13 protein-coding genes are annotated in these 15344 nt (G+C 54.9%); 1 reads left to right on the top strand and 12 read right to left on the bottom strand.

The genetic code is table 11. The features are described from left to right. The first annotated feature begins 238 nt into the window (after positions 1-238). Complete coding sequence (locus FDZ78_RS05635) at positions 239-1315, top strand: DUF4421 domain-containing protein (protein ID WP_160630691.1); 1077 nt, start codon at positions 239-241, stop codon at positions 1313-1315. Here the strand turns inward: FDZ78_RS05635 and FDZ78_RS05630 are convergent. The 12 genes from FDZ78_RS05630 to deoC form a co-directional block, all read right to left on the bottom strand. Then, entirely contained in the window at positions 1253-2461 is a 1209-nt protein-coding gene (locus FDZ78_RS05630; RefSeq protein WP_123397913.1) for an ABC transporter permease, read from the bottom strand. The two genes, FDZ78_RS05635 and FDZ78_RS05630, sit on opposite strands and share 63 nt — an antisense overlap. A gap of 87 nt (positions 2462-2548) precedes the next feature. Continuing rightward, positions 2549-3706: an ABC transporter permease gene (locus FDZ78_RS05625; protein WP_123397914.1), complete on the bottom strand. Its 1158-nt coding sequence runs from the start codon at positions 3704-3706 to the stop codon at positions 2549-2551. A gap of 25 nt (positions 3707-3731) precedes the next feature. Beyond that, positions 3732-4754 (bottom strand): HlyD family secretion protein, encoded by a 1023-nt coding sequence (locus tag FDZ78_RS05620; RefSeq protein WP_137426186.1) that lies wholly within the window; start codon positions 4752-4754, stop codon positions 3732-3734. A gap of 75 nt (positions 4755-4829) precedes the next feature. Beyond that, on the bottom strand, positions 4830-6308 hold the full coding sequence (locus tag FDZ78_RS05615; protein ID WP_124075449.1) for a TolC family protein: 1479 nt from the start codon (positions 6306-6308) through the stop codon (positions 4830-4832). A 168-nt stretch (positions 6309-6476) separates the two neighbouring features. Beyond that, positions 6477-7124: a viroplasmin family protein gene (locus FDZ78_RS05610; RefSeq protein ID WP_124075448.1), complete on the bottom strand. Its 648-nt coding sequence runs from the start codon at positions 7122-7124 to the stop codon at positions 6477-6479. 23 nt (positions 7125-7147) lie between these two features. Continuing rightward, positions 7148-8329 (bottom strand): hypothetical protein, encoded by a 1182-nt coding sequence (locus FDZ78_RS05605; protein ID WP_123397917.1) that lies wholly within the window; start codon positions 8327-8329, stop codon positions 7148-7150. A gap of 15 nt (positions 8330-8344) precedes the next feature. Then, the gene (locus FDZ78_RS05600) at positions 8345-8905 is read right to left on the bottom strand and encodes a shikimate kinase (RefSeq protein ID WP_123397918.1); all 561 of its coding nucleotides are present in this window, start codon (positions 8903-8905) and stop codon (positions 8345-8347) included. A 43-nt stretch (positions 8906-8948) separates the two neighbouring features. Then, entirely contained in the window at positions 8949-11273 is a 2325-nt protein-coding gene (locus FDZ78_RS05595) for a glycoside hydrolase family 3 N-terminal domain-containing protein (RefSeq protein ID WP_123397919.1), read from the bottom strand. Between the two features lie 49 nt (positions 11274-11322). Then, positions 11323-13395, bottom strand: coding sequence for an HD family phosphohydrolase (locus tag FDZ78_RS05590; protein ID WP_160630690.1), 2073 nt, complete (start codon positions 13393-13395; stop codon positions 11323-11325). Beyond that, positions 13392-13835, bottom strand: coding sequence for a DUF2752 domain-containing protein (locus tag FDZ78_RS05585; RefSeq protein WP_123397921.1), 444 nt, complete (start codon positions 13833-13835; stop codon positions 13392-13394). The genes FDZ78_RS05590 and FDZ78_RS05585 overlap by 4 nt, the downstream gene beginning before the upstream one ends. Then, complete coding sequence (locus tag FDZ78_RS05580) at positions 13832-14404, bottom strand: CD225/dispanin family protein (protein ID WP_136408194.1); 573 nt, start codon at positions 14402-14404, stop codon at positions 13832-13834. The genes FDZ78_RS05585 and FDZ78_RS05580 overlap by 4 nt, the downstream gene beginning before the upstream one ends. A 4-nt stretch (positions 14405-14408) precedes the next feature. Then, entirely contained in the window at positions 14409-15293 is an 885-nt protein-coding gene (gene deoC / locus FDZ78_RS05575) for a deoxyribose-phosphate aldolase (RefSeq protein ID WP_136408193.1), read from the bottom strand. Between the last annotated feature and the right edge of the window lie 51 nt (positions 15294-15344).

Genomic DNA, 15344 nt, shown 5'->3' with positions numbered 1-15344 from the left:
TTAATTACTCTGCCCGGACCCACTGGAGGTCAAGGCGCTGCAAAGGTAGTAATAAAATTCCAATCCACAATGATTTACAATGAAATTTTGAAATGTATGATGGGATATACTGTTGGTAAATTTACGATAATGACTCTTGAATCGCAAGGAAATTGCAGGAAAATTGCGTAATTTTGCATTCAATTTAGGTCTCAAACAGGTTATGTGGATAAGAGTAAGGCATATATTGCTGGCGGTCATGACACTTGCAGCGCCCTTGGGAATGTCGGCGTTGGAAATGCCGGCTGATTCCGTATCCGGCAGCAAGAGCCAGACGCGCTGGATCGGACAGCTGATCGATAACCGTTTCCAGATACATGACTCCACTATATATTATCCTGCTTTTCCGCGTGTGATCCTTGATATCTACAATTGGGGTGACCGCACGTTCAATTCTTATGACGAGAGATATGTGGTCGGTACGGGCACGAACTGGAAGCTTCAGGGCAAGGCCTACGGCTGGGCCGAGACGCAGACCATGCTGTTTCCGAAAAACTCGCTGCTGTCCATGCACTCGAATCTCTATTCCGATGCTGGTGCCTATATCAGTTTCATGGCTGTCAGCGTGGGCTATATGTGGAACATGGACAAGCTTTTCGATCATAACACCAAGCGCCACACGTTTAATTTCGATTTCACCTGTTCGCGATTCTCGATCAACTATAGTTCTGTGTCGTCAGAAGGCGGCATGATTCTGACCAGTCTCGGAGACTATAACGACGGGAAGGATTTCAGATATGATTTTGACGGCGTGAGCATCAAGAATACGAATATCGACGCTTATTATTTCTTCAACCACAGCCGGTATTCACATGCGGCGGCCTACAGTTTTTCGAAATATCAGCTGCGCACGGCCGGCACGGCCATCGTGGGGCTGAATCTCGCCGAGATGGATTCAAATCTTGATTTTTCAGGGCTGCCTGAGGATATGCGCGATGCTTTGCCGCTTGAGCAGCCATATTTCAAGTTTCATCACCGCGACATAGCGGTGCTTGGCGGCTATGCCCGCAACTGGGTGCTCAAGCCGAGGCGATGGCTTCTGAACATGACTCTGATGGGCGCGCTAGGCTACAAGCGTACATATGAGGACGCTACTGACGCAAGCCGCAACCTGCTGGCCAATAACTACAAGGCTTGTCTGAGCTGTGTCTACAACCACCGCAAGCTTTTCGCTTCGGCTCAGCTGCGGTCAACGGGCTCACTGTATTACAACTCAAATTTCACTCACTTCAGCACATTCTCTTCCCTGACGCTGACAGTCGGCATGCGCTTTTGAGGTGAAGTGGCGTAGCACCACGGCGCTTATGAAGTAGAGTCCGGTCAGAGCCCACAGTCCCATGTAATAGTGGCTGACATCGGCGAGAGTCGATCCGTTGCTGTTGATGCGGATGAATCCTTCCATGCCCCATGTGGCCGGCACGAGATCAGAGATCATTTTCCAGAAGGGGCTGAAAGCGTAGCGTGGCCATGTCAGACCTGAGAGGAAGAGGAATACCACAGATGTGAACACTATGACAAGCAGTGATGACTCGCGCTCGCGGACAAAGACCTGGAGTGTCTGACCGAGGAAGCTGGTGGCCAGAAGCATCACGAAGATCAGAGGCATGAAGTCCATGAAACGGCCTATGTGGGGCAGGGAGAACATCCAGGGGATGAGTTCGAGTATGTAGTAGCTCAGTGGAAGATAGATCATGAGATAGCACAGCGACTTGCCAAGGACGGTGGCGAGTGTCCCGGTCTCATAGTCGAGCGGGTCATAGCCTTTGTTTTTGCGGCGGCGGTCAGCTGCGGTGCCGGCTATCATGGTGATGCCTAACAGAAGGCTCTGCTGGAGAATGAGAACTACAATTCCCGGCATGACAAACGATGCGAAGCCCTGAGAGACGTCGCCGAGGAAGTTGGCCTGGGTGTTGACCGGGAGTCCGCCCACGGTGCTCGTCAGAAGGCCGCCGTCGGCAAGCCTCCGGGCGGTGATGGCGGTGACTTCATGCATCTGCAGGTCGGTCAGCGAAAACAGATACTGGCGGTAGCGCAGAAGCAGTGACATGTCGGAATAGAAGGAGCAGACGGCCTGCTCGCCGCGGCCTATCTTGCGGGAGAAGTCGGCCGGAATCTCCACCACTCCGTAGGCTTTCTTTTCCATCCATGCGCGTCTGGCCTCCTGCATGTCTGACGCATAGCCTATGATGTTGAACCCCTGGGTTGCTCCGAGATTGCGCACGAACTCGCGGCTGTCGGCTGTGCGGCAGTTGTCAACCACAACGGTGTCGATCTTCTTGACAACCTCAGGATTGTAGATGAGGGTGTAGACGATCGGGTAGGCCAGTGGCAGTGCGAAGAAAAAGAGCAGGACGCCGATGTCGGTGAAGACCAGGCGGGTCTCGCGGCGCCATACGCGGAATAAGCTTTTAAACCAGTTCATAGTCTCGGAAGTGAATATACCAGTCAGGGAGGTAGGAGGGGGTGGATTGAGTGCTTTAGGAATCAGTAGTGAGGCCCGGAGCGGAGGTCAGGGTATATAGACCGGATGCTCGCATTGGCGGCGGAGCCGTCTGAGCCCTATCAGAGGCAGGAGGGTGAACAGCAGCAGGGCCACATAGTAGAATCGCGAATAGTAGATGGGGATTCCGTTGAGGGCCTGGTCGATGTAGATCAGGAAGTAGTAGCGGATCGGGACGATATAGGAGAATATTGCTATTCCGCCATACATCTTTTCTACCGGAAACGAGAACCCGGCCACGGAAAAGCACAGAATTCCGGTCAGTGATACGATTGAGAGCGCTATGCGGAAGTTTGGCAGCATCTCGGTAATGAACACGGCGAATCCCTGGGTGGCTGTCACCAGAAGCAGCATAGCCAGCACCATGTGGACCGGATGGTTGTTGAGCGGGAAGCCGAGGAAACCGAACATCACGGCCTGGATGGCGAGTCCGACGGAGGTGAAGATCACCGTCTGCGGCAGGAGTTTGCCGAGCAAGGCTATGCCCATATGGCCGCGAGCCTCCTCAAGCCATTCGACCGAAGTGCCGGTTTTATGCTCCTGGCAGATACTGAACACTGTCACGAGTAGTATTATCAGAGCCAGCAGGCAGGGGATGAACGACTGGCAGAGGTAGATTGAATAGTTGGTCCAGGGGTTGTTGAGCGGATGAGTGCGGATGACAAGCGGCTGAATCAGGGCTCCTGCCATATTTTCGTCGGCACCGGCGCTGACAAGTGTCGTCTTGACGATGCCTCCGGCTGTGGTGACAGCTATTGTCTTGAAGCCTTTGAAACTGAGCGATCCGGGCACGAAGATTGTCATGTTGGAGAAGAACGACAGCGTGGGTTTCTCTCCTGCTATCGCTTTCTGCTGAAAGTCGGAGGGGATGAGAAAAAAACCGTATATATCTCCGCTTTTCACTCCGTTGATAGCCTCATGATAGCTTTCGAAATCAGAGTCAATGTCAATGAGTGGAGATGCGTTGAGCGAACGGGCTATCTGGCGTGACATTGAAGAGTGATCGAGGTCTACCATCCCTACGGGCACTTTCAGCGGCAGACCTTCGTGCATGAGATTCAGTAAGAAGAATGAACATGCAAGAGGCACCACCAGCATCATGACCACATAGATCTTGCGGGAGGTCAAGCGCCGGAGTTCGCGTTTGATTATGTCGAGAAGCACCATCGATTAACAGATTGAAAGGGGAGGATTATTTCTTGAAGTAGACCACACTCATGCCGGGCCGCAGTTGGGCTATGGTGTCGAGCGGATGGGCCTTGACTTCGAAAGTCTTGCTGTCCCACTGCCCGGTGGCCTTTGTGGCCTGCCAGGTGGCATAGCTGCCGAGATCGCGGACATAGTAGATTTTGGCCTTCACGGTCTTCTTGTCGAGGGCCGGGATCATGACCTCGATTTCGCCGCCGAGAGGCATGTCGTTAAGGAGTTCTTCACGCACATTGAATGTGACCCATTTGTCGCTGAGTTTCAGAAGACTCATGATCGGTGCTCCGAGCGACACGAGCTCGCTTTCTGCCGGGTAGATCTGGTCGATCTGTCCGTCACACGGTGCCAGCAGATACTGGTCTTCCAGCAGACTTTCCACTTCGGCTACTCCGCCTTTGGCCACGTTGACCATCGCGGCCGCGCTCTCTTTGTCTTCTTTCTGAGCGCCTGTCACGGCGAGATCTACCTGGCTCTGTGCGGCACGGTGTGCGGCCACGGCTGCGTCATAGGCGGCTTTGGCCTCGTCGCGCTTCTGTTCTGAAACCACACCTTCACGGAAGAGATTTTCCATGCGGTTGTAGGTTTTCTGGGTGATGGTGACAGCAGCCTCGGCCTGTGCGGCAAGATCACGGGCCGACTGAATGATCTGCTTGCGTGTGCCGGCATCTACTTTCTGATTCTGGGTGCGGGCCACGGTTTCCATGCCTTCCGCCTGCATGAGTTTGGCATCGGCAAGTGAGGAGTGGATGTGGACGAGTGTGTCGCCGGCATGGACAATGTCTCCTTCATGGACGTAGAGTCTGACCACACGTCCTGGAAGTTTGCCGGAGATGCGGATCGAAGAGGCGTCGGCCTGACCCTCTATTATCTCCGATGGTTTGTTAAGAAAACAGAATCCTATGATGGCAAGGACGATACAGATTACTACCATGACGGCCAGAGCCGTCATGAGGATACGGTTCTCGCTGCGCTGGGCATTGGCGGCGGATATGTTCTGCTTGTCTGACATGACTGTAGGTGGTTTTGTTATGATGTTGATTTTGAATTCTTGAGTTCCGGATGGCTTTTCAGAGGTTTCAGCCACTTATTGTGCGGCCTGAACGTCAAGCCGTCCGAGCACTTTGTTGAGGTAGACATCGCAGAGATATACGTCGATGCGGGCGTCGATATTCTCGGAGTGTGCCTTGAGCCATGCGGTCTGGGCTTCCATGACATTGTCAACGGTCATCACTCCGTCGCGGAATCCGAGTTGAGCGCAACGCAGGTTCTCATCGGCTTTGGCGAGATTGGATTCAGTCATGCTGAAAGTCTTGAATGCCTCATCGGCTTTGAACGAGGCCTGGTTGACCTGCAGGTCTACCATCTCGCGGGCGTTGTCGAGCTGAAGGTTGGCGGCCACTGTCTGAGCCTTGGCTGCACGGAGCTTGTTGTAGTTGCTTCCCCAGTGCCAGATAGGAATGGTCAGCATGGCTCCGACAGAGAACATGCCGTTGAATTTTTTCTGAAAGCCGTCAAACATGTTGGGGTTCGAGAACGAGTAGGCTCCTACCAGTGCAAGATTTGGCATCATTGAGGCGCGGGCCACGGTTTCTTTTTCCTTGTAGATTTTCACTCCGAGTTCAAGGGCGCGGAGGTCGTCGCGCGAGGCGTAGACCTGCTGCATGTCGTAGCTCTTGGCTACAGGCGCGGTTGTGCTAATGGTTTCGGTATCTTCGTCAGCGAGAGTGAAAACAGTGTGTACAGGCAGACCGCACACCTGGGCCAGGGCCATGCGCGACAGCGCCAGTCCGTTGTCAACCTTCGTCAGGTCGATCTGGGCGGAGTTGAGTTTGACATCTACTGTGAGCTGGTCGCGTTTGGTGGCCACGCCCTCTTTGACCATCAGACTGACGTTGTGGCTGAGAGTGTCAAGCAGATTGACATAGCTCACAGCGAGTTTCTGCTTTGCCTTAAGCGAGACCACCTGCCAGTAGGCGGCATCGACGGCGTAGATGACATCCTGCGCCGAGTTGTCGTGCATGGCTGTGGCAAGCTGTTCGGCATAGCCGGTTATCTTGTTCATCGCCACGATCTTTCCGCCCATGAAAATAGGCTGGGTGAGGGTGACGGCGCCGAAAAACACGTTGTGCAGGTCATAGCTCAGAGCTTCTTTGGGCAGATAGGCCACCTGTGAGGGGATGGGTTTGCCGTCGACCATCACCGGCTTTCCGTCAATGGGGTTCTTGACGAAATCGAATTCATAGCCCTTGGTCTCCGGGTTGAACGACTTGATGGGCAGAAGCTGGTCTGATTCTAATACAGAAATACCTTTCTGGTTATACATATAGCCGCCTGCAAAGTCAAGTGACGGCAGATAGGCGGCGAATGCCTGGTCTTTCTCGTAACCGGCCACCTTGATCTGCTGGGCCGAACGGCGGAGTTCTTTGTTGTTGGCCAATGCCAGCTGCCGGCACTGTTCAAGGCTCATGACGCTTCCTTCCGAAGGAATGTCAGAGGGAGAGACAGCGGCGGCGCCGAGCGCCAGAGGTGCCAGCAAGGCGATTAAAAGTCTGCGTTTTGCCATGATTGGGAGCTTAGTTGAAAAACGTGAGATCCTGGCCCGTAAAATGTGTGTCTGAAACGGGTCTGCAAATATAACCTCTTTTGGAGATTAAATGTTTAATTTTTTCTTACGATAATTATCCCAAATTGGCGAAAAACTATTCTGTTTTGCCGCAGGCCTTGATTGGCTTTATTTTCGGCCGAAATCGGCGGGGATTTCTCCCCAGACGGGAGTGTCCCAGGTGAGTATCGGATTGGTGATCTCATGAGTCTGAAGCCACAGAGTGGCGCGTCTGATCATCTCGAACAGAGGTGCGTTGGCGGCGGTTGGTTTCAGATTGGTTTTAGGCTGTCGGTTGCGCACCCATGAGCGGGCTGTGCGCGAGTCTGTATAGATGGGCACATTGTGTCGTCCCTGCTGCGTGAGAAGCGCAAGCCCGTGGACCAGCGCGAGATACTCGCCGATGTTGTTGGTACCTCCTTCAAACGGTCCGGAATGGAAGATGCGCTCGCCGGTGCGAACCCACACGCCCTGATATTCCACTGGACCTGGATTGCGCGAGCAGGCGGCGTCGACTGCCAGAGCATCCAGGCGGATTTCCGGAAAGGCTTCATAGTTGACATGCTCATGGGAGGGGCCTTTGGCTATGGCGCTGAGAAGTTCGAGCTGTTCGGCCGGATCTCCGCGGTAGGCTGCTACAGCCGCTTCCTGCGAGTCGAAGCTCTTGAAGCGCGCGTCGGGATAACCTTTGACCTGTAACTGACATTCTTCCCAGGAGTCGAAGACTCCGGTGGCAAAGCCGTTCCAGACTACATAGAATTTTTTGCGTGGGGCCATATTATATAGGTGGAGGAGGAAGCTTATGAAAGGGTTAGATAAATGCTGATGTCTACACTGCGCATCCCGGCAGCCTTGGCCACCTGTGGGTTGACAATGCGCCCGAAGAATGTATAGGTGGCTTTCTGCATGCCCGGCAGCAGTTTAAGGGCATTGCTCACTCCCTCGCAGCTGACAATTGAGCTCATCAGGGTGATCAGCGTGTTGCTGAGAGCCATTGCGGCTGTGCGGGCAACGGCGCAGCCTGCATGTACGAAGCAGATACGTTCACGCAGAGAGGCCGATTCTCTTACTGCCAATGCGTCGGCGAGATCAACGGGTGTCATGGCCGGGAACGCCTTGCCGCTGTCAGAGGAAAGGTCAAAGGCAAGCACGCCGCGTTTCATCACCGAGGTAAGCTCTGATCCGGCGCTGAAAGGCTCTGTGGTGGGAGTGGCCACCACCACATCGGCCGCACGAAGCGCGTTTTCAAGTGTGTGGGGATGCAGCGTGGAGGTTATCACCCACGGGCCGAGCTGCTGCGATGCGCGGCGCAGGGAATAGACGTCGTTGTCATACATTCTGACGGTTGCGCCGAGCCCTACTGCCGACCGTGCTGCCGCACAGGCCGCGATGCCAGACCCGATGACAAGCACTTCGCAGGGTATGATTCCGGCCACGCCACCGAGCAGTATCCCTTTTCCGCGTGTGGCGTCGGCAAGCAGCGATGATGCCATAGCCACCGAGGCCCGGCCGTCGATTTCGGCAAGGATATCGGCAAACGGAGTGCAGCCGCCTGAGTCTTCAATGAGGTCGAGGGCTATGGCGATTATATGGCGCTTCAGAAGTTCCTTTATGGCATCGGTATGCTGGTTCTGCGGCTTGAGCAGGGTAAGGAGCATGGTTCCGCGACGCATTTTCCGCACATCGGCAGCTTCAAGCGGGGCAAGGTGTATGACGATGTCGCAGCCTAAGGCCTCACTGCGGGTGCCTACGCTGACACCGGCGCGCATATACTGGTTGTCGGTGTAGTTGATCGCCGCCGTGGCTCCGGCTTCCATCTTTATGCGGAAACCGCGTTCAGTCAGCTCGGCGGCCGCCTCTGGTGTCAGCGGGAAGCGCCGTTCCGAGGGGCTTTGGCAGGCGGGCAGGCCTATGGTGAGGCTCTGGCGGTCAGTCAGAGTCTCCTGGGGCTGTTCCTGGGGTGTGTGGGTGAACTGTGGCATATGCTTGTACTTTGTTCAGTCCTGAGATCCGTTTTCTTTCAGCCGCAGACCGAAACGGCTGATGAAGGCCCGGCATTTTTCTTCTATCTGGTCTTCGTCTTCGAGGCAGGTGCTGTCGAAGATCTCGGCCGCACGGCTGTAGAAAGGCATGCGGGCGGCCAGCTGCTTTCTGACAAACTCTTCCAGTTCGCTGTCACCGAGGGCTGCGATCAGCGGTCGTTTGTGGCGTCCGCGTTTGAGCCTTTCAAACAGCCGTTCCTCGGAGGCTGCGAGCAGCACTGTCAGACCCCTTGACTGCATCAGTTCCATGTTGCCGGCAAAGCAGGGAGTGCCGCCTCCGCAGGCCACCACAACATCACGCTTGCCGTCGGCACTGACTTCGCGCAGCATCCGGCGTTCCATGTCGCGGAAAGCTTCCTCGCCTTCCTCGGCGAAAATTTCGCGGATCTTCTTGCCGGCGCGGGCCTCGATGTAATCGTCGAGGTCTATGAAATCAAGTTCGCAACGCCGGGCAAGCGCCTTTCCGAGGGTGGATTTGCCGCAGCCCATGTAGCCGATGAGAAAGATGGTCTTCATTTTGTCAGATAATATTTCTATATTAATGTGTCAGGAGGGGAGATCAGATGTTCGGGCTTGTCCAGGTGTAGCTCTCGGAGCAGCTCACAGTGGCACTGAGCGGACCAATGCTCAGGGTGAAGTCGCCAGCTTCGAGTGTCCACAGGCCCTGGGCGTTGACAAACGCGAGGTCGGAGGCTGGAATCGTGAAGCGTACCGCACGGGTTTCGCCTGGCATGAGGGCGAGTTTGTCGAAGGCGCGCAGGCGCTTGTTGTCAGGCACTACGGATGCCACGTGGTCAGAAGAGTAGAGCAACACGGCTTCCTTGCCGTCGACTGATCCGGTATTGGTTATGTCGACTGTGACGGTGAGCATGTCAGAGGGGCCGAACTGATGCTTGTCTACGTGGAGGTTTGAGTAAGAGAAGGTGGTGTAGCTTTTTCCATAGCCGAAAGGCCACTGCACGTTGACGCGGGCGTCATAGTCATAGACACCTTCCATCTTTCCTACCTCCTCGCTGACCTTGTAGTCATAGGTGACGAGCGAGTTGATTTCACGCGGATAGGTGAAGGGGAGCTTGGCCGAGAAGTTGCGCTTGCCGCTCAGGAGCAGGGCGAGGGCATCGCCGCCGAAGTTGCCGGGGATTATCACGTCGACCACAGCCTGGGCCAGTGGTTCGATGTCGGCCAGTATGCGCGGACGGCCTTCGTTGATGACGAGCAGTATCGGTTTGCCGGTCTTGGCGAGGGCCTTGACCATTTCGCGCTGGTTGGCAGAGAGATGCAGGTCGGTCAGATTGCCGGGAGTCTCGCAGTAGGAGTTTTCGCCGATGCATGCCACGATCACGTCGGCCTTTTCGGCAGCCTTGAGCGCCGGTGCGAAATCGCTGACAGTTTCGTCTTCATAATGCCCCTCGTTGTTGAAGCTTACAGTCGGGACATAGCTTACATTTGCCGCTCCGAAGGTGGCACTGAGGGCTTCGAGGATTGTGTTGTAATCTTTGGCATAGCTGTCGGTAAGATGGCCCTGCCAGGTGTATGACCAGCCTCCGTTGAGCGAGCGCATTGAGTTGGCTGTAGGTCCTGTCACCAATAGGCGTGTGCCCTGACTCAGCGGCAGGAGACTGTTTTCGTTCTTGAGCAGGACCATAGTCTCGACAGCGCTTTCAAGAGCTTCTTTGCGGAATTTTTTCGAAGCGTGGTCGGGATGCTCCTTGAGAGTGGTGTTGGGATGGTCGAAGAGCCCCAGACGGTATTTGAGTCTCAGCGCGCGGGCGGCAGCATCGTCGATGCGCTCCATGCTGACGCTGCCTTCCTCCACAAGTTCGCGGAGAATGGTGCAGTAGTCAACCTTATAGGGTTCCATCGCCATGTCGATGCCTGCGTTGATGGCTATGCGGATGGCATCTTTCTTGTCGCGGGCCACTTTCTCGCGTGTGTAGAGATTGTTGATGTCGGCCCAGTCGGTGACAATCAGGCCGTCCCACTGCAGGTCGTTTTTGAGCCACTTGGTCAGCAGAGTCCAGTCGGCGTGGACCGGAGTGCCGTTGATTGACGAAGAGTTTACCATCACGGTCAGCGCTCCGTTCTTGATGGCTTCAAGGTAGGGGGCGAAATGCTTTTCACGTAGGTCTGACGGTGAGATATGGGCCGGTGTGCGGTCTTTGCCGGAGAATGGCACTCCGTAGCCCATGAAATGCTTGACTGATACCGCTATGTGATTGCCGTCGATGTGGTTCGGGTCATCGCCCTGGAAACCTCTGACAGCAGCGGCGCCCATCAGGGCGTTGACCAGCGGATCTTCACCGTAGTTTTCCCAGAAGCGCGGCCAGCGGGGGTCGCGGGCCAGGTCGAGAGTCGGCGAGAAAGTCCAGGGGCAGTCGCTCGCGCGGGTCTCATAAGCCGTGATTTCCGCAGCCCTGCGGGCAATTTCGGTGTTGAACGAGGCTGCAACGTTGAGGTTCTGGGGGAAGAGTGTGCCTCCGTTGGTATAGGTTGTTCCATGATTCTGGTCAAGACCGTAGATGCAGGGGATGCCCATGTATTTCATCGAAGCTTCCTGAATCTGAGGTATGACTACGTTCCATGCCTCCGCGTCAAGGCAGTAGGAATAGGGTGCGTTGAGAATGGAGCCAACTTTGTAGACCCCGAAGATAGTGTCGAGTTTGGCCTGGACGAGGCGGAAGCCGTCAGGGCCGTTTTCACCGAGTATATCGAGCTGTATCTGGGTCATCTGGCCTATTTTTTCGTCGAGAGTCATTCGGGAGAGGGTCTCGCTGACTTTTTTCTCGATTGCCGGATCAGAGGGGATGACCGGAAGTGTTATCGGTTCGTAGGCGAAAGCCGGAAGGGCCAGGGCCAGGAGTGGAAGGAGTGATTTGCGTAGCATGAGAGTCTATTAACTTGTAGGTTGATTTGTATTCTTAGATGCCGTTTTTTTACAACTTCTTATTGTCAGCCTCTGCCGAAGATGCCTTTTTGAGTTCCGGATAGGATATGCGCGAGTGATACATGGTGCGCAGGCGTTGTGCGAAGACCTCTTTGATTGTGCTTACATCGCGGAACGATATCGGCGATTCGTTGTGGAGACCTTCGGCAATCTGGCTGTCGATGATTTTGTTGATGAGCGCTGAAATTGCTTCCGGCGAGTGTTCGGGCATAGACCTTGAGGCTGCCTCGACAGCGTCGGCCATCATCAGCAGTGAAGTCTCTTTTGACTGAGGATTCGGGCCAGGATAGCTGAACGGGGCCGGATCTACATTTCCGTCGGGATGGGCGTTGCAGTATGTGGTATAGAAATAGCGCGCCATGCCGGCTCCGTGGTGCTCGGAAATGAAACGGCGTATCATCTGGGGCAGTTTGGCTTTTTCGGCAAGGGCGAGGCCTTCTCTGACGTGGCCGGTGACTATGCGAGCGCTCTGGATCTGGTCAAGGGCATCGTGCGGATTGACTCCGTGCTGGTTTTCGGTGTAGAATGCCGGATTCTTGATTTTGCCTATGTCATGGTAGAGGGCTCCGGTTCGCACCAGTTGCACGTTGGCTCCGATGCGGCCGGCGGCCGCAGAAGCGAGATTGCTGACAGCCATAGAGTGGTTGAATGTGCCCGGACATTCTTCTGAAAGTTCGCGCAGCAGCGGGTTGTTGATGTCACTGAGCTCCACCAGTGTCACGCGGGAGGTGAATCCGAACACTCTTTCAACGAGAAACATCAGGACATAGCTGAACGATATGAGGATGGCGTTGATGGCGAAGCAGCCGAAAATGCGGCCCTCTGTTTTTGAGAGCGAGCCTGACTGCATGATCTCGACGGCCGCATAGCAGGCAGCGTAGGCAATGAAGATCAGGGCGGCGGTGCGTATGAGCTGACTGCGCCGCGAGAGGTCTTTGAGTGAGTCGATGGCCACCACTCCGGCTATGAACTGGATGAACACGAATTCCAGCGCGAATGATGTGATGATAGCGCAGATCAACACCTGGATAAGATGGCAGAAATATGCCGTACGCGAGTCCAGGAAGACCAGTATCAGAATCGGCACGATGGTAAACGGCGTGATGTAGAGCCCGGTTCTGAATGCCGCCTGCATGGCGAAGGCAAATAGGGTGAAGAGCCCCATTATGGTCATTATGAAGAGCACCGTGCGGTCATCATCGAAATAGTCGCGGCGGAAGATGTAGAGATAGCCGTAGAGAGCGCCGAAGAGGATCACCATATAGAGAATCTGTCCGGCCAGAGGATAGTAGTGCTGGCTGATGGTGCCTTTGCCTCTTTCATCGGCAATCTCCTCATATGTTTTCAGTACGGTGGCGAGCCGAGTGGTCACAATGTCACCCTTGTCAATGATTCGTTCTCCCTGCTGGATTATGCCTACCGGGGCCATTGCTTTCTGGAGTGCTTCTTCAAGAAGACGTCGGGTGGTTACGGTGTCTATCAGTATGTTGGGCTGAAGAATTTCAGACAGGTGTGTGGCTGACAGGGCCTGGTGCATCCCCTTGTCGCGGAAGATGCTGTCGAGATGTTCGTAGGCACGGAATGCCGAGAGGTAGGCTGAAGTGGGCATGCTGATGGCCACGTTGTCATGGATGAAGCGCACTGACGGCAGCCGGCCTGATGCGATTTTGCTATAGGTGTCGCGGTCCACGATGCCGTTTTCATAGATGTTGCGGATCTCGCGTATGATCTGGTTGCGCTGTGAGGGGGTGATGTCAAGTCCGGTGGTGGAATTGAGCCTGGTGGTGTAGTCCGATACGATGGTCTTCTCGGCCGTGACGTCGCGGGTGAACACAGGCTCGAAATGAGTCTGCAGGCTGTCTCTGATCCTGGCCGCGCTCAGTGAATCGAGGTGGATGGGGATATCAAACGGAGCAGTGAGAAGGGCATAGCTCCAGGGGCGTCCTTCCTCGAAAACATAATGGTTTTCGCTGGTGCGTGGAAGAAAGTAGACGGAGACAGATACCACGATGACGAATAGCAAAGCCCGGAATGTAAGCTGTCGGGATGGCAGTTTGTTCATATCTCTAAAATGTTTCGGACTACGGTCCAGATAATGATGGTCGAGAGGAGGAGCAGGATGAATGCCCGCGCGCTGAGAAATTTGCGGAGCCTTGGGGCTCGGTTGCCGGCAAGGCGCGAGACTATCAGCAGCACTATCAGCGGGATCTCGATGGCAAGGATAGCGTTGAAGCGGAGGGCTGCGGCCGGATCTCCGTTGAGCAATGCGTGGAGCGCTCTCTGGGAGCCGCATCCCGGACATGAGAGCCCGGTGAGCATCCTGAAGCTGCAGCGCGGATAAAGATTGGTCGAAGGGTCTACTGACGCATAGAGGATAAGCGCACCTGTGGCGGCAATGAGGATGACGGCTGTCAGTATCATGCGGCGAGTGACGCGCGCTTTGACTGTGGGCTGAGGGCCGGCAGGCGGTTCGGGCGGTATGTAGACCGGCGGTTTTGTCATAAGAGGCCGAGCAACATCGAGAACGGAGCCCAAATCAGGCCGGCCACAAAGGCTATGATGATCCACATCTGTGCTTTCGACGAGGCGTCAAGCGCTCCGTTATAGTCACCGCGCATGTAGGCGGGTGAGACTTTCGAGGCATAGATGATGGCGGGGATTCCGGCGGGAATGCAGCAGCAGATGGTGGCTATGATGGCCCAGACAAGATAGTTGTCAGGCATGGGGGGCATACGCTCAGGATCGAAGGGTTCCTGGCCGTATTGGGGCTGTCCGTATGTCGGCTGTCTGTATGCTCCGCCATATGGCTGTGAATACTGATTGCCGTAAGGGGTGCCGTAGGGATGCTGAGGTGCGGCGCCGTAGTTTTGGCCGTAAGGCTGCTGATTGCTGAATCCGTTCTGACGCGAAGCTATGATAGCGGCAATTTCGGGGATGGCTGCTGCTGTGGTCCAGTCGGCAAGGCCTTCATGCCATACCGGGGTCGACATGCTGAGACCCGGTATGGCATAAAGTTCCTCGACTGACAGCGGGCCTTTCTGCACGCTGTCTATGATTATCCAGTATTTCATCCGATCAGAAGAATTTGATCTCTTTGCCGAGAATGTCGGAGAGGATGGAGTTGGCCAGACGCGATGCGCCCAGACGGAAATACTCAGCGGTTTCCACCCATTTTTCGCCAAGAACTGTCTTGACAATGGTGTAGTATTTCAGAGCGTCTTCGGTGGTCGAGATGCCTCCGGCTGCCTTGAAGCCTACCATGCGGCCGGTTTTCTCGTAGTATTCCTTGATACATTCACACATAATGTAGGTGGCTTCGAGCGATGCGCCGGGATATTCCTTACCGGTTGAGGTCTTGAGGAAGTCGGCTTCGGAATAGAGAGCCAGGATCGAGGCGTTGCGGATGTTTTCCGCTGTCTTGAGGGCTCCGGTTTCGAGTATGACTTTCATCAGGGAGTCGCGGCAGGAGTGTTTCATCTCGATCATCTGGTCGCAGGCTTCCTCATAGTCCTTGTCAAGGAAGTCGCCGAGGCCGAGCACAATGTCGATTTCATCAGCTCCGGCTTCTACTGCGAGACCGATTTCAGCCACTTTCACTTCGATGAAGCTCTGGGCGCTGGGGAAACAGCCGGCCACAGCCGCGATGTCGACGTCACTGCATTCGAGAACTGTGCGCACTACGGGCACAAAGTTGGGATAGACGCAGATGGCGGCCACGTTGGGCAGATCGGCATATTCGTGGGAAAAGGCATTGACTCTTTCAGTGAAATTAGCCACTGACTGCTGTGAGTCGGTGGATTTCAGTGTGGTGAGGTCAATGGAACTGAAAAGTTTCTTAAGGACTTCAGGAGTGCGGTTCTCGTCAAGATGCTTGTCAAGAATCTCCTGTACCTTTGCTGCGACTTCCGCGTCAGATGTGGTCACGCGGCTGTCAGCTATGACTTGCTGATACTTATCCATGATGATTATATTTTTCAGGGTTTTATGGTTAATATTTCAAGTTTATTAATA

Origin of the sequence: Duncaniella sp. B8 (assembly GCF_005304985.1) — a bacterium.
Classification (GTDB): Bacteria; Bacteroidota; Bacteroidia; order Bacteroidales; family Muribaculaceae; genus Duncaniella; species Duncaniella muris.
The sequence above is the reverse complement of the archived record's forward strand: the minus strand, read 5'-3'. Positions and strand labels throughout refer to the sequence as shown.